The sequence below is a fragment of the Methylorubrum zatmanii genome (assembly GCF_014845115.1).
Classification (GTDB): domain Bacteria; phylum Pseudomonadota; class Alphaproteobacteria; order Rhizobiales; family Beijerinckiaceae; genus Methylobacterium; species Methylobacterium zatmanii.
The window spans coordinates 1-15,089 of record NZ_NKUI01000123.1; the positions used below are offsets into that span (position 1 = coordinate 1).

Here is a 15,089-nt window from a genome sequence, read left to right on the forward strand (position 1 = left end):
CTTACCCCTCAACGTCCCAACTCCCGCGCCGGCCCAACCCGCTCGGGCACGGCTCTAGCAGCCGCGGAGGAGCAAACGGAGGCGGTACGGCGCCAAGTCTCCCGTGGCTTCGTGCGTGGCGCGGCATGATCGGCGCTGAGCTCCACCGCATTGAGGAACTGCTTCCAGACGGAGCCGCGACCCTGCGCGTGCCTGTGATGGGTCCGTCGCTCTGTGCGGGCTTTCCCTCGCCGGCTGACGACTTCGTCGAGAACGCGCTGGAGCTGCCGCGCTGGCTCGTGCCGAACCCGCCCGCCACTTTTCTCTGGCGCATCGCGGGCGACTCGATGCGGGACGCCGGGATCTTTGACGGCGACCTCGCTTGCGTCGATCGCAGTCTCAAGCCTGGGCACGGTAGCGTCGTCGTCGCGGCAGTTGATGGCGAGATGTCGATCAAGCGCATGGTTGTTGAGGGCAACCGCGCGCGGCTCGCCTTCGACAACGCGGATCTACCCGTCTACGCGCTGGAGGAGTTGGCCGAGGCCGCGATCTGGGGCGTCGTTCGCTTCACGATCCGCTGGCATGGCGTCCGCTCCGGGCAAGGCCGATGAGCAACACCGCGGCACGTCTGCGCGATCGTATCGGCAGCGGGCGCGCCCTCGCACTCATCGATGGTAACAGCTTCTATTGCTCGTGCGAGCGCGTGTTCGACTCGAGGCTCGCCCGCGTGCCGGTGATCGTGCTGAGCAACAACGATGGCTGTGCCATCGCCCGCACCGCCGAGGCCAAGGCGCTTGGGATCAAGATGGGCGATCCCTACTTCAAGATCCGCGGGCTTTGCGAGGCGCACCCAGGCTCAGAGCGACCGTGGTGGAATTCCCCTTAACAGAGGCACCAAGCGGTCGCGTCCGCTCATCGCAACGGAATCGCCTACGCCACCAATATACCGCACCGCGACGGTACACGTTAGAACAAATCGTCAACGGCCTGCCCCTGTGGACAAGCGCGTGCAACAGCTCTGCGTACAATCGGCGCAGCCGCGGGAGCGGCCGAGCACGGATCGCAATCAGATCAATGACTTAGCTGAGGCTTGGCTGGGGCGCCAGGATTCTCACCTAAGCGGCAGCCCGCGTAAGTCGTTGACTCAGCAGCACTAAACGGCGTTACAGCTGCGTTGTCATACATTGATGTGCGACAACGTGCAACTCGTCGTTGGCTCAATATTGCGGACGTCAGTTCGGCTTGGTCAGCATGTAATGAATGGCCGAATGTGGCCGGCTGAGGTTTGCCCTTCAAAGTCGAATTGGAGCTAACTATGAGGTGTAGTCAGAATTCTAGAGGGTGTTACGGACCTACGAGGGCACCAAATTGGCGGCGATGCAGTCCCGCCGTGCCTACCCCTCCGATGTCAGCGATGAAGAATGGGCGCTGGTCGCCCCCTACCTGACCTTGCTTCCCGAAACGGCCGCTCAGCGCGAGCACAGTCTGCGGGAGGTGTTCAACGGGCTGCGCTACGTGGTGAAGACGGGCGCGCCGTGGCGCTGGATGCCCCACGACCTGCCGCCCTGGCACGCCGTGTATGACCAGGCGCAACGCTGGCTGAAAGCGGGCTGCTTCGAGAGTTTGGTCCACGACCTGCGCGCCGTGCTGCGCTTGGCTTCGGACCGGACCGAGGAACCTTCGGCCGTGGTGCTCGACAGCCGGACGCTCCGCTCGACGCCCGAGAGTGGCGCTCGCGCCGCCTGGGACGGACACAAGCGCACCCGCGGTTCGAAGCTGCACGCGGCGGTCGATACGCTCGGCCAAGTGCTGGCGCTGCATGTCACACCCGCCGATGCCGATGACCGCGCCGCCGTGGCCGCGCTGGCTGATGCCGTGCAGGAGGCCACCGGCGACAGCGTGGATCTCGCCTATGTCGATCAGGGCTACACCGGCGAGCGCGCGGCGAAGGCGGCGGCTGATCACGGCATCGCCCTGGAAGTGGTGAAGCTGCCCGAAGCCAAGCGCGGCTTCGTCCTGTTGCCACGCCGGTGGGTGGTCGAGCGCGCCTTCGCCTGGATGGCCCGCTTCCGCCGCTTGGCCCGCGACTACGAACGCCTGCCGGCTACCCTGGCCGGGCTGCACCTCGTCGCCTTCAGCGTCCTACTGCTCCGCAGGGCTGCCGATTTCGCAGCAGTCCGTAACAGCCTCTAGGGCCCGAAGCGAAGTCTACTCAGGATCTCCTGTTCAGCATAACTACTGTTTTCCTCTAACGATGTTGTGAGTTCATCTAAACGATCCCACCTTTTGGTTTGTTCTCTGAGGGCAGAAGACTGAGAGTGATGCGTGATTCTGTATAGCATCGGCATATCGCAGAACCGAATTACTCTATGTCCTTCTATAAGATTACCACTGCCCAATTTCTTGAGGATTGCGTGGTGTAGGGCGTATGCAAAATACCTTTCCGACCTAGTCGGAAATTTGGTTCCGTAATCCGCAAATAATCTCTCCGCAAACGGAACGCCGGAATCGATTCTGTTTGTGAGGGCTGGGTATATTTTTCCTGATGCTCTAACCATATCGGCAATCTTCATGAAATCGCCGTATGCGGTGTCGACATTAAAATCGCCAAAAATTGCCTTCTCCATGAATACTCCCGAAGCATGGATTAGGATTTGATTTTCAATTGAAATTTCTGAAGTATCAGAAGGAGAAGGGGCAAATATAGATCCTATGTTATAATCTTCATGTATCGCTATATAAGCTGTGCTTATACCTATGCGGCGGTATGCAATCACATGCCCAATTTCATGCATGATTACACCCGATTTAGTCTGATGTTTTGCACTGAGTTCTTCGCGGCTCAACATCAGGAGATTTTTCTTGAAGATTTTCATGGCTCAGACCTTCATTTTACTGTAGTTGACGACACTGCTAATAATTGTGCCATTATAATTCTAATGACAAACGTAGCATTTATCGCGAATTTGCAATTTTATAATAATATATTTATTGTGAATCGATATAATTCAGTTCAATAAGTTTTGCACGTCGTTCAATGTAAGTGCATCATCAGCTTTGTCCGACCGGGGCTACAGAGTTGATCAGACTTAAGAAGCGTGGGTCGGAATGAGCCACGGTTTTGTGCAAGCGGATCGGATGGCGCGGATAAGCGGCACTGTTGGCGAACACCAGAAGCTCTCGGCTCGGCATGCTGGTCAGGGCCTGAGCCGGGACCAACCGCGCGGCCTGCGGTGTCAGGGCAATGCTGCGCTGACCCTGCCCCTCGGCGGGCCGGGTCAGCGTCTCGACCCGGGCGGTGTAGTCGCCGAGCGCCCGCGACCAGCGCTCGCTCGCGTCGGGATCGACCGCCGGCACGTCGAACACAGTCACGATCTCGGCGGTGTTGAGGATGGTGTCGGCCCCCGCCTGCCCGTAGAGGCCGACAATCTGCGAACGGTCCTGCCACAGAGTCCAGAGCGAGGCGCCGTAGCCCGGAAGCTCGGCAGATGCAGTCAGGATCTCGGAGAACCGCCCGAGGGCTGCGGCCTCGTCGATCATCACCAAGATGCGTTCGGCCGGCCGGTTGCGGCGCACGCTCGTGAACAGATCGCTGAGGAACCAGCGCAGCAGCGGCGCCAGCAGATCTTTGTACTCGGGCGGCACCGCCACGAACAGATCGACCCGGCCGGTGGCGAGGTCGGCGAAGTCGAAGCTGGTGGCGCCGACGAGATGGCGTAGGCGCGCGTCGGCGAGCCATTGGAAGGCCTGGGCGCAGGTGGCGACGAGCGGGTCGCGGGTCTTCGGATCGGCCTTGAGGATCTCCAGGGCGCTCAGCGCGGCGGGGGCCGGTCGCAAATGTTCGAGTTGCGCGATCAAAGTATCAGGGTCGGCGATCAGCGCCTGGACCTGTGCGACGCTGCGGGTGCCGCGCTTCAGGGTGACTAGGAGTGCACCGGTGATGAGATCGATCGCCCGGTTGCGGAAGTAGGCGGCAGCCTCGCCGTCGCCGCCCGGTTCGGGAAGGAGGGCGGCAGCGGTATGCTGAAGATAGAGCACATCCTCCGGATCGCGGTCAGCAAGGGGATTCCATCGGTCCGTGCCTCCCACGAGGTTCAGCGGATCGAGACAAATGACACGCCTGCCGATGGCGCGGCGCCGCTCGGCCGTAGCCCTGTAAAGTTCGCCCTTCGGATCGAAGACGACCGCGGGCCCGGACCAGGCGTTCGGCTCGGGATAGGCCAGGTTCGGGATCAACGCGCCGGAGGTCTTGCCCTTGCGCGGTGGCGCGATGGTCGCGAGCGTGCCCTGGACGGCGACGCGCACCGCGCGCCCGGTCTCCGGGTCGAGGCCGAGTTCGAGGCCTCGACCCATCGCGGCGCGCTCGGCGGCGGTCGCGAAGCGCGCCCCCCCGAACAGGTCGGAGGCGTCGCGCCGGGGCGCGGCCTTCGATCCGGCGAAGCGCCAGCCGATCATCAAGGCAATCGGTGCGAGCACCGCCATCAGCGTCCAGAAGCCGCTCGCGAACGCCGGCGCGCGGCCGATGAGCATCGCCCAGTACAGTTCCACGATCGCATCGAGCTGCCCGGTGCGCCAGAGCGCGAACCACATGCCCGGGCGCATGGCCTCACTCGGCCAGAGGGTTGGATCGAGCCCGTGCACGACGAGCGCCGCAGTGGGGTAGCCAAGAAGCAGGATCGCGATCGTCAGGACGACGATCTTCAATGCGAAGGACATCGATGGTGGATTCCGTCGATCAGCGGTTTGAGCGCAGGCGAGAGGTCATTCAGCTCAGGGGGCTGTGGCGAGGAGGCTCAAGGGCACGCGCGCCTCCGCGTAGCCGGACTGCGCCACCCAGCTTCGCAGCACACCGTCCGCGCCATCACGGCGCCAAAGCAGTGCGCGGGAACCAGGATCGAGCCGGCCCGCGACGCGCATGCCGTCCGGCATACGCCAGCCGATCGGCTGCGGCTCCGCACCCCGCAGGGTGACCCATCGCTCTGGCGTGCGGTACCAAGCGACTAGTGCCAAGCCGAAAAGCAGTAAGGCACTGCCCAGGCCGAGACCGATTGGCACGAGGCGGTAGGGCAGCCGAGAGCGCCAGATCGCGAGCCGGCTCGCCGTCCCGGCTCGGATCGGCCGATGCGAGGCCTCCGCATTCCGCAGCGAGTCCAACAGCGCCAGGCGGTCTTCCGGCGTGAGTACGGATTCCGCCTCGGCGAGGGCGGCAAAGCGCGCATCGGGTCGCGCCTTTAAAAGCCCGTCAAGCCGACGCTTGCTTACCCGCGCCACCTCCGTCGCCTCGGCCTCGGCCGCCTTAGTGGCGGCAGCGAGGTTGTCCCGCACCGTCTTCGCCGTCGGTGATCCCGAGGCAGATGGAGCCGAGGCGGGCGGGCCCGCGGGGCGCTTCGGTGGAATGGCCACGAGGCTCAGCCCTCGACTAGCCAGAGAGCCGCGGGCTTGACCGCTTCCATCACCGCGAGGCGGAAGGCGGTCAGGTCGCGCAGCATCCGCCCGGCCTGGGCCGGCGAGGTCTCCTTAGCGAGCCTGGCGCGGTCGAGCTTCGGGATGCCGCGGAGCTGCCCCGCCGTGAGCACCTCGCGGGTGGCGTCCTCTAGCTCGAACGCGCGCAAATGGCTCAGCGTCGCCGCACCTGCGACCCGCTTCAGAATGACGGGATCGATCGCGCCGCGCAGCGCGTTCGCCACCACGAAGCTTGCCGCCGCCCAGTCCTTGGCCGCCTGAAGCAGCTTGCCCGCATCCGCCAGCGACCCTGCCTCGGCCGCGACCACCACGACGAGGCCGAGCTCGATCCCGGCCTCACGCAGCGACGCCGCCTCGTCCTTGAGCACGCCGAGCAGGCTCGCCGAGGAATTGGCCCCGAGATCGACCAGCGTCGGACCGGTCACGCTGTAGAGCGCGTTGACGACCGGGTCGAACTCGGCGCGCGCTGCCTTGCCGCCCGAGGCCTCGATCGCCTCGCGGCTGGCGCGCACCGAGAAGTGGCGCACGCTTCCCGGCTCGTTGTCGGCCTTCGCGGTCTTGAACTCCGTAAGGCGCGGGGTCGATTCGACTTCGAGTATCGGCACGTCGGTGACCGCCTCGGCCAGCCCGCGGGTGATCGTGCTCTTGCCGATGCCGCCGGTTTCCTGAGCGACGATAAGAACGCGGGCCATCACTCGGGGTCCTTCCTGAACAGGTGCTTGTGCTTGGTGACGTGATGATCGCGGATTTCGGCCTCGCTCATGGGCGGCTCGCCGGATTCCGGAGGCGAACCGGCCGTGAGCTCGGGGGCGAGCCGGGCTCGCCGTGCGCCGGCATCGGAGGGCGAAGCCGGCGCGGGCCGGCGCGGTGGCAGTGGAGCCGCGGCGAGATCGGGCCGCATGTCGCGCAGAGCCGCCCGCGCGGCCCGGCGGCGGGCCTGCCGGCGCACGCTAGAAATCACGCCGGTCAGCTGCGTGTCGGTGAGCGGGCGCCCGTCGGCGGTGGCGTAACCCTGTGCGGTCAGGCCGGCGGCAATCTCCTTCCAGGTGCTGCCGGAGGCCTTCAGGGCGAGCAGCGCGTCGAGGTTGTCGCGCACCATCGCCATCAGCCCTGTGGCCGCCCGCCCGCCCGGGGCGAGCGTCATGCCGTCGCGCGCCTTGGCGGAGGCGGCGAGGTCGCGCTTGAGGCGGCTGAGGTCGAGGCGGGACTGCATCGGCATGTACGCCGACCTATCAGGCGGTCCCTTGTCGGCCGGTGTGGTGGGGCCGGCAAATGCCAGGGATCACGGCAAGGAATCGTTAGCGCGCGGCTGCATACGGCAGGTAACGGTTGCATCGCGGCTGGACGCGGCAGCAATACGGCAACCCACGGCCAAGTACGGCAGCGATTACGGCTGGGCCACGGTAGCAGAAGGGATATCACACCACACGCACTGAAGTGGCCCGGCGTTAACCGCGCGGCCGTGTCGGCCTCGCCCAACCGCCTCGTCCGTGCCAAGCCTGCCGTCTCGATCCGCGCGCAGCAGGTACGCCGATGGCCCAGGAGGTCAAGCTCACCGTGACCCTGGAAGCGGCGCTCGCCGCCCGGTTGCGAGCCGCCGCGGCCGAGCGCGGCTGGTCCGCCGAGAGCTTGGCCGTCGAGTGCATCGTCCAGCACCTGGAAGTGGCGATCCGTCACCGCGTCCTAGTCGAGCGGATGGAGCAGATCGACGGCGCCATCCTCGAGATGGCCCAGGCGGTCGGCGAACTCGGTGCGCCGTCGGCCGGCATCGACCTGTCCAAGGTCTGCCGCCTGCACAAGGGCGACGGCGTCGCCGATCCGGCGCCGTGACCGCCTCGCTGCACCGGCTCGGTGCCGGTTCGCCGGCAGCGTCGTACTACACCCACGACAGCCAGCGCGAAGCCAAACCCGACAAGCGGGACGAGTACTACCTCTCGGACGGCGGCGGGGTCTGGTGGAGCAGCGGCGAGACGATCGTGCGCCACGGCGCGGCGATCGATGCAGCCTCGTTTCGCGACCTGTGTGCGGGGATCCACCCAGGCACGGGCAAGCCGCTGGTGCGCGGTGCCGGCCCGGGTCACTGGGCGGGCGTCGACTGCACTATGACCCCCGGGAAGAGTGTGTCCGTGCTTTGGATGGCCGGCACGCCCGAGCAACGCGCTGCGATCGAGGCCGCCCATCGCGCCGCCGTCGAGCGGGCGCTGAGTTTTGTCACCGCGGAGGGCCTCGTCACTGTCCGGACCGGCGCCGGCGGTACCGACCAGCATCGCCCGCGCGACCTGATCGTCGGCCGGTTCGATCACTATACAACTCGTGAGGGTGACCCGAATATTCACACGCACTGCGTGTTCATCAATGTCGCTGGTACGCCTGCAAATGCCGGTGCTGGTCGATACAAGTCCCGGACGCATCTAACCATTGAGCCTGAGCGATTATATGCCGCCCAGCTCGGAGTGGGAGCGGCGTACAGGGCGGCCCTCGCCGAAGGGCTGCGCGAGCGGTTCGGCCTGCAGTATCGCGAGGCCGGACGCGGGCAGTGGGAGGTCGCCGGCCTGCCGGAGACGTTACTCGCGGCCTTTTCCAAGCGCTCGCAGCAGATCCTAGCCTATGCGGGCACGGGCGCCAGCAGCGCCCAGCGCGAGATCGCCGCCTTGGCGACCCGCCGGGGCAAGGAGGAGTTGCCGACCGGGCCGGAGCTGGAGGCACGCTGGCGCGCGGAACTCGCCGCCTGCGTGATCGATCCGTGGCTGGCCGCGCGTCACCTTGAGCGCGACTCCGCCCTCGTGCTGACCGCCGAGCGCGATCGGGAGCGGGAGACCCCGTTCGAGCCGCCCGAGATCCCCGGCGACGGTGCGGTGGCACGCGCCGCCTCGGCCTTGTTCCGGCACGAGAGCGTCGTGGCGCGCAAGGATCTGCTCCAGCGCGCCCTGGAGGTCGCGGGCCTCGCCGGCGTCGGGGTCGACGCCGTGGAGGCGGAGCTCGCCCAGCTCGAACGGGATGGCGCGCTGCTGCCGCTGGCCGACGCCGCGATGGTCCCGGGTGCCAGCGCGTGCTGGACCAGCCCGGGCATCGCCGCTTGCGAGGCGGCGATGCTGCGCGCGGCCGATCGTCCCCTGGAGCGGACCTGGATTACGCCCGAGGCGGTCGAGGATGCGCTGGAGCATGCGCCTCACCTCAGCGCCGAGCAGGGCGAAGCCGTGCGCCACGCCGCCGGTCGGGACGGGGTGTCGCTGCTGCAGGCCGGTGCGGGGACCGGCAAGACCACGACGGCGGCCGCCCTGGTGGCCGCCGCCCGCGGCTCCGGTCTCCGGGTGATCGGCCTCGCCCCGTCGTGGGTGGCCGCCGACGAGCTCGGGCGCTCGACCGGGATCCCGGCGCAGGCGATCGCGCGCTGGCGCCAGGACCGGACGCTGACAGCAGGTCCGGATACCGCCAACCGCCCCGACCGGCCGGCGCTGCTCGACGCCGGTACCCTGGTGCTGGTCGATGAGGCGGGGATGGTCGCGACCCGCGACATGGAGGCCGTGCTGAGCGCGGCCCGGTCGGCCGGGGCGAAGGTGGTTCTGATCGGCGATCGGCGCCAGCTCGCCTCGGTCGGGGGCGCGAGCGCTCTGCGGGCGGTCGCCGATGTGGTCGGGCGCTCTGTGGTGCTCGAACAGGTCCGCCGGCAGACGGTGGAGTGGCAGCGCGCGGCCTCGGTGCTGATGGCGCGCGGCGAGGTCGAGGCGGGCTTGCGCGCCTACTCGGCCCGGGACCAGATCGAGCTGGTCGCCGGCGCCGAGGCTGCGCAGGCGCGCGTGCTCGCGATCTGGACCGAACAGCGCGCGGCGCAGGGCGAGGACGTGCTGATCGTGACCCGGCGCAACGCCGACGCTGCAGCGCTGAATATCCGGGCGCGGGCCGTGCTGCGGACAGAGGGACACCTCGGTCCCGATGTGGTCACCCTGCCGGCGCGCGACCGTGACGACAGGCCAGTGCCGCTCGCTCTCGCTGTCGGCGATAGCCTTCGCATCGGCGAGAGCCTGCCGCATCTCGGGTTGCGCAACGGCAATCGCGCCCGGGTCGAGGGGATCACAGTCGAGCCGGAGGGAGGAGCACGCCTGCGCCTGGCGCTGGAGGATGGTCGCGCGCTGGAGGTGGCGTGGTCGGATCTGGCGCAACAGCCGCGGTTCGGCCGGAAGCGGCCGCAGCCCAGGATCGTGCATGCCTATGCGGGCACGGCCTACGCGGCGCAAGGCCGGACCTCGTCCGCGGCGGTGATGTATGTCGGGGCGGCGACCGACGCGCGCGAGCTCTATGTCGGCCTGACCCGGCACCGGCACGAGGCCAGGGTGGTGGTCGAGCGCGACCGGCTCGACGCCCTGTGCCGGCAACGTCAGGCGGATGCGTGGATGCCGGCCACCGACGCGATGGTGCTGGAGCGCCTGTTCCGTGAGGCGCGGAACTACAGCGAGAAGGCCAACGTAGTCGATCACGCCGCCGACCGGGTGGCTTTCGTGCGGGATGGATCGCTGGAAACGCGCGAGCCCATCGGCCAAGGGGTCGACGTGCCGCGCGTGATGCGCGCGGCGCGGCTTTTACGTGAGGCGATGTCGTGGCTTGGCGTCGAGCCGCTCATCGTGCCGACGTGGCGGCTGGTGGATGCCTACGGGCGTCGTCTGACGCAGGCACCGGCCCGGGCGACGCGCGCTTTGGTCGACGAGCTCGCCCGCCGCCTCGATCGCCCCGATCCGCTACTCGACCGTGAGCGGGGTCGCCACATCGAGCGATGATAAGGCTGAATGCAGAGTGCAAAAAACGATTTCGTTGCCAGCAGTGCTAGCAACGCCTACGATCGGAGCATGGCCGTTTCCCACGCACCCAGCGCGACGATCACGATCGGTAATCTTGACGGGCGGGTGAAGAAGCGGCTTCGCGGGCGCGCTGCTATGAATGGCCGATCAATGGAAGCCGAGGTGCGTTCAATCTTCTCGGACACGCTCGGCACCGAGGCAGTCGAGTCGGTGAATTTGGCGGAAGCGATCCGCCGGCGGGTCGCGCCGCTTCGTGGCATTGAGCTTGAAGATCATCCAGCCATCTCGCTCGGTGAGCCGCTCGGATGGTGCTCTAAGATTACAGTTGCATCCTTCTTCTGAGATGCGCCTGTCGAGCGGCAGCTTGGTGGGCGCGCCGCCAGGCTGACCAGGCGAGCACGAGGGCGGGCTCAATGCGCCGCTGCGCCAGCCGCATCGCCACGCGCCGGATCTCTTGGATGGACCACGGCACCGGCGAGCTTGGCGATGAGCGTCGTTTTTGGGGGCGGACTGTTGGCCAAGTGGCGCACCCGCGCCAGCATCGCGAAGGCCAGCATCACCAAGCTGACGTGCCGGTGCCAGCCGTGCCACGAGCGGCTCTCGTTGTGGGCCAATCCGAGTTCCGTCTTGGCGGTCTGGAACGCGTCCTCGATCGCCCAGCGCCGGCCTTCCACCATCACCAGCTTCTCGACCGGCGTGCCGGCCGGGCACCAGGTGGTGAAGTACGCGAGCGCCCCGTCCGACAGGCTGCGCCGCACCAGCAGGCCGCGCGTCCACAAGCTCTGATCGAGCGCGGCGTCGAGCGCGTCGGCCCGGAGCGTGGCCAGCGGCAGATAGGCCCAGTCAAACAGGCGTGGTCCCTTGATTCCGGCTCCGGCCGAGAGGCGCAGCCAGTCCTGGTCGGGGATGCCCTTGGCGATCTCCGCGGCGGTGCCCGCGACGTCGAGGTGTGCGTTCCAGGACCAGAAGTGATGCTGACCGGTAACGCCCAGCACGTAGCCCTTGTAGGCGCGCCGCAGAGCCAGCTCGATCTCGCCCACGCCGTAGATGCTGTCGACCGCCATCCAGGCAAACGGCACCTCTGCCTGGATGGCCCGCTCGATCATGGTCTGCGCCAGCTGCGGCTTGGTGGCGAACGTGATCGCCTCGGGCACATGCGCTGCTTGCCTTCGGGCTGGATCGCCGGTCCAGGCTTTGGGCAGGTACAGGCGACGGTCGATGAAGGCATGGCCCTGATCCGAGACGTAAGCGGCAAACACCCCGGTCTGGCAGTTGGTGATCTTACCGGCCGAGCCTGTGTACTGCCGGCCCACACCGCATGAGGCTTTGCCCTGTTTGAGAAAACCGGTCTCGTCGATCACGAGAACCGCGTCGGGTGCGGCAAGCGTCTCGACGACGTAGTCACGCACGACATCGCGCAACGCCTCCGCATCCCAGTGCGTGCGACCGAGGATGGCCTGCTGGCGCCAGGGACCCGGGTCCCCGGCAGCCTCAGCCCGCATCCAGCCGGTTTTGCGCCGCTCACCCCCGAGCAGGCCGTCCAAGAAAGCGTTAACCGAGGCGGCGACACTCGGGGCGGCGAACAAGGGGCGGATGCGCTGTTTGGCCTGTCGTAGCGTCCTGGACCAGAGCTCCAGCGTGGATTGGAGCGAGGCTTAGGACATCGCGCTCTCCCATCCGAAACCTCTCAGATAGGAGCCTTTCCCTTCAACTGTAATGCTAAAAGCGTGGGACAAAACTGGTGTGAGCGGGTTGGGAGGGTATGGATGCTCTCGTACCCGACGACCTTTGGGCGGTAGTCGAGCCGCTTCTGCCGCCTGAGCCTGAGAAGCCGAAGGGCGGGCGACCGCGCGCCTCGGATCGGTCGGCGCTGGCCGGCATCATCTTGGTGCTGCGCACGGGCATGCAGTGGAAGCTGTCAGCGGGCGTTGAATACTGGTTCTTCCGCACTTCGTGCGGCGCGGAACGACAGGTCAGATCGCTATGAGGGCGCGCTGGCGCAACAGCGCGAAGCCCGCGCGGCCGAACATCGTGCGCTTGAGCATCTTCTGCCTACCGATCTGCCCCTCCACCGGACTCGTCGACCAGGGCGTCGTGATCGTGCCGCGTAACGCGTCCCTGTCGCCCTCGAGGCCGACGGCGAACTTCGCCAGCGGCGTCGCAGCCGCCGCCGCGAACCAAGCCTCCAGGCTCTCGCCCGAGCGCCGTCGCACGAGGTCGGCAAAGCGCGTCGCGACGGCCACGCTCTTCGCCAGATCGGGTGCCTCTACCCGTAAGCGATCGAGGAAGCGGCGATCGTCCGCAACGAGCGTGCTCGGGTCCGCCTGCAGAAGCCACGCCGTCCGGTTGATCGACGGGGGCCGCCATGGCGGCGCGCTCGTCGAGCCGGGCGTGGCGTCCATCACGTCCGTGCTCGCGCGACGCCGCCGCATCGCCCAATCCCGCACCATACGCGGACGGATGTCGGCGCCCGCGTGGATCAGCCCGCGGGCGAGTTCGGCGGCGTTGCGGCAGCCGGCCTGCCAGCGCGCCTCGAGATGATCGCGGTAGGGGTCGAGGATCGTCGGCACGATGCGGCGTCGCTGCCAGGAGGGCGGTGCGTCCTGGCGCAGCCAGACCCGCACCGTCTTGCGATCGAGATCCAGAGCGCGAGCCATGCCGGCCACCGAGGCGCCGGCCTCGGACAGCCGCTTGAGCTCGGAGTGCCGAGCCCGACGCGGCGCGTGCGTCGCCTGCTTCCGAACCTCGATCGCCGTCGGCGGCCGCGCGGCTCCCGCCACAGCCCGCGCCGCCTCGACCTCGTAATCGACGCGCGCACGACCGACGGCGCGGATCACGCCATGATGATGGGCAACGATCGCATGCAGGGCGACGCTAAGGTTACGCAGCAGGTGAAAACGATCGAGCACGTGCTGGGCTTGCGGCGCGCCCGCGCGGGCGCCCTCGGCGAAGACGTCGGCGCGGTCGCGAGCGATGACCTCGATGCCCGGATGGGCGCGCAGCCACGCGGCGACGCTCCCGGCGTCCCGGTCGGGCAGGAGATCGAGGACGGTGTGACGTTCGAGGTCGACGACCATAGTGCCGTAGCTGCGCCCGCGCCGCCAAGCCCACTCGTCGATGCCGACGACGCGCGGCTCGGGTTGCGTCGGCAGTGGCGCCGCACGCACGAGGCGCACGAGGGTATCGCCACTCACCGGCATCGCGAGACGATGCGCCATACGGGCGGCGGGCGCACCACCGAGGGCGAGACCGAGATGGCGCTGGAGCACGCGCAGCCGCTCGGACCGGCGGGCGTGAGAGACGGCGACGTCACCAACGCTCTCGCTGAAGGTCCGCCGCGGACAGGCTGGGTTCGCACAGCGGAAGCGTTGCAGCCGGAGGCGCAGGCGGACGGACCGGCCCTGCTAGGGAAAATCGGCGAGGGTGCGCTCGCAATGACCGTGCTTGCGCCCTGCTGACGATCGACAGGTGGGACAGCGCGTCGGGCTCGGGCGGGGTACAACGCGCACGATGAGCGGGTCGGTCGCCGGCTCGATGCCGACGACGTTCAAGCCATCGGGCACGAGGGGCAGGATACGGCGGGGCATGGCGTCCTCCGGAAAGCCGATCTCCGGAGATGGGGCACGTCACGCCGGCCGGCACACTTCGCCACACGAAGTGCGGAAGAACCAGACTTCGGTGCCCGTTGATAGAAGCACCTGCCACATTCCGAGGTGGGCTGCAGCGGCAAGACGAGTTGGCGGCGGCTGGGCGCGTGGCAGGCGGCCGGCGTCTGGGCTGCACTGCATCGCGCGATGCTGGAGCAGCTACAGGATGCCGGCGCGCTCGACTGGTCGCGCGCGGCCCTCGACAGTAGGAGCCTGCCGGCAAAACGTATGGCCCGCCCCGTCCGCAAGTGGCTCTGGATCCGCTGGTCTGAGCAGTCTGCATAAACGTATCCGGCCTTCGGGCGAGCCCTTGGCCAAGATGGAGATCCGCGCGTCCTGGGCCTCATAAAGGGGTCGGCGTCGAGCGCCATTTTTGCCGGGAGGCTTCCAGAACACCGATCTACTGTCAGGCCATCTTCCTCTCACCGCTCGCAGACATCGGAAGGCCGGCGCGCGCCGCGCCAGCCAAACTCGGATCAGGCGGCCACGGCCGTCGCCTCGTAGACGCGCCCGTGGCGCAGCAGCGCCCAGACGATGCGCGCCATCTTCGCCGCCAGCGCCACTACCGCCGTGTTGGCATGCGCCCGCGCCAGAAGCCCGCGCAGCCACTGCCCGAGCCGCGTATCACTTTGCCGGAGCGTCGGCATCGCCGCCCGGGCACCCTGGATGAGCGTTTTGCGCAGGTACTTGCTGCCGCGCTTGGTGATGCCGACCAGCCGGGGCTTCCCGCCGGTCGTCACCTGCCGCGGTACGAGGCCGAGCCAGGCGGCGAGGTCGCGTCCGCGGGCGAAGCTTGCCACGTCGCCGATGGCCGCAATCAGCGCGGTCGCATTGAGCGCGCCGATGCCTGGGATGGTGGTCAGCCGACGCGCGTTCTCGTCCGTGCGCGCCTGCTCGGCGAACTCAGCATCGAGCGCGGCGATACGCCGGTCGAGGCCCTGCCAACGCTCGCGCACCTCAGCCACGAGGGTGCGCATGCGCGGTGTGAGCGAGGAGCCCGCTCTTGTGTCGAGTAACGCAGCCAGACAGGCGGCCAGCTTGGCCCGCCCTTGCGCGACGACATGGCCGCGCTCCAGAAGGATGGCGCGGACTTGGTTCATCAGCGCCGTGCGCTCGCCCACGAGCTGGTCCCGGACCCGGTGCAGGGTTTGCACGTCGAGCTGCGCCTCGGACTTGAGCGCCACGAACCGCATCGTCGGGCGGGTGG

General features: G+C 67.7%; 12 protein-coding genes and 4 pseudogenes. 8 read left to right on the plus strand and 8 right to left on the minus strand.

Going from position 1 to position 15,089, the window contains the following annotated elements; translation table 11 throughout:
• The first annotated feature begins 125 nt into the window (after positions 1-125).
• From MZTS_RS15580 to MZTS_RS15590, 3 genes and pseudogenes are all read left to right on the plus strand, one after another.
• Complete coding sequence (locus tag MZTS_RS15580; RefSeq protein WP_009861074.1) at positions 126-590, plus strand: LexA family protein; 465 nt, start codon at positions 126-128, stop codon at positions 588-590.
• Positions 587-826 (plus strand): annotated as a pseudogene (locus MZTS_RS15585) (Y-family DNA polymerase); the annotation flags it as partial. The gene MZTS_RS15580 and the pseudogene MZTS_RS15585, both read left to right, overlap by 4 nt.
• A gap of 530 nt (positions 827-1,356) precedes the next feature.
• Positions 1,357-2,172, plus strand: coding sequence for an IS5 family transposase (locus tag MZTS_RS15590; RefSeq protein WP_192284557.1), 816 nt, complete (start codon positions 1,357-1,359; stop codon positions 2,170-2,172).
• Here the strand turns inward: MZTS_RS15590 and MZTS_RS15595 are convergent.
• The 5 genes from MZTS_RS15595 to MZTS_RS15615 form a co-directional block, all read right to left on the minus strand.
• Positions 2,169-2,855, minus strand: coding sequence for a hypothetical protein (locus MZTS_RS15595; protein WP_135417729.1), 687 nt, complete (start codon positions 2,853-2,855; stop codon positions 2,169-2,171). The two genes, MZTS_RS15590 and MZTS_RS15595, sit on opposite strands and share 4 nt — an antisense overlap.
• A gap of 175 nt (positions 2,856-3,030) precedes the next feature.
• Complete coding sequence (locus MZTS_RS15600; protein ID WP_048444040.1) at positions 3,031-4,695, minus strand: type IV secretory system conjugative DNA transfer family protein; 1,665 nt, start codon at positions 4,693-4,695, stop codon at positions 3,031-3,033.
• A gap of 54 nt (positions 4,696-4,749) precedes the next feature.
• The gene (locus MZTS_RS15605) at positions 4,750-5,304 is read right to left on the minus strand and encodes a hypothetical protein (protein WP_048444041.1); all 555 of its coding nucleotides are present in this window, start codon (positions 5,302-5,304) and stop codon (positions 4,750-4,752) included.
• An 83-nt stretch (positions 5,305-5,387) separates the two neighbouring features.
• Complete coding sequence (locus MZTS_RS15610; protein WP_048444042.1) at positions 5,388-6,134, minus strand: P-loop NTPase family protein; 747 nt, start codon at positions 6,132-6,134, stop codon at positions 5,388-5,390.
• Positions 6,134-6,661, minus strand: a complete 528-nt coding sequence (locus MZTS_RS15615) for a hypothetical protein (protein WP_048444043.1) — start codon at positions 6,659-6,661, stop codon at positions 6,134-6,136. Before MZTS_RS15615 ends, MZTS_RS15610 begins: the two co-directional genes overlap by 1 nt.
• Positions 6,662-6,975: 314 nt before the next feature.
• On the opposite strand from MZTS_RS15615, the gene MZTS_RS15620 reads away from it, so the two are divergent.
• The 3 genes from MZTS_RS15620 (at position 6,976) to MZTS_RS15630 (ending at position 10,577) form a co-directional block, all read left to right on the plus strand.
• Positions 6,976-7,272, plus strand: coding sequence for a hypothetical protein (locus MZTS_RS15620; RefSeq protein ID WP_048444044.1), 297 nt, complete (start codon positions 6,976-6,978; stop codon positions 7,270-7,272).
• Complete coding sequence (gene mobF / locus MZTS_RS15625) at positions 7,269-10,214, plus strand: MobF family relaxase (RefSeq protein WP_048444045.1); 2,946 nt, start codon at positions 7,269-7,271, stop codon at positions 10,212-10,214. Before MZTS_RS15620 ends, mobF begins: the two co-directional genes overlap by 4 nt.
• Positions 10,215-10,283: 69 nt before the next feature.
• Entirely contained in the window at positions 10,284-10,577 is a 294-nt protein-coding gene (locus MZTS_RS15630; protein WP_083469131.1) for a FitA-like ribbon-helix-helix domain-containing protein, read from the plus strand.
• A gap of 68 nt (positions 10,578-10,645) precedes the next feature.
• On the opposite strand, the gene MZTS_RS15635 is transcribed toward MZTS_RS15630, so the two are convergent.
• Positions 10,646-11,872, minus strand: a complete 1,227-nt coding sequence (locus tag MZTS_RS15635) for an IS701 family transposase (protein ID WP_238235811.1) — start codon at positions 11,870-11,872, stop codon at positions 10,646-10,648.
• A gap of 125 nt (positions 11,873-11,997) precedes the next feature.
• Between MZTS_RS15635 and MZTS_RS15640 the strand changes: the two are divergent.
• Positions 11,998-12,150: pseudogene (locus MZTS_RS15640) on the plus strand (transposase); the annotation flags it as partial.
• Between the two features lie 58 nt (positions 12,151-12,208).
• On the opposite strand, the pseudogene MZTS_RS15645 reads toward MZTS_RS15640, so the two are convergent.
• A pseudogene (locus MZTS_RS15645) lies at positions 12,209-13,624 on the minus strand (ISL3 family transposase); the annotation flags it as partial.
• 303 nt (positions 13,625-13,927) lie between these two features.
• On the opposite strand from MZTS_RS15645, the pseudogene MZTS_RS15650 reads away from it, so the two are divergent.
• Positions 13,928-14,110 (plus strand): annotated as a pseudogene (locus MZTS_RS15650) (IS5/IS1182 family transposase); the annotation flags it as partial.
• A 248-nt stretch (positions 14,111-14,358) separates the two neighbouring features.
• On the opposite strand, the gene MZTS_RS15655 reads toward MZTS_RS15650, so the two are convergent.
• A partial coding sequence (locus MZTS_RS15655) for an IS110 family RNA-guided transposase (protein ID WP_192284556.1) occupies positions 14,359-15,089 on the minus strand: 731 nt, incomplete at its 5' end.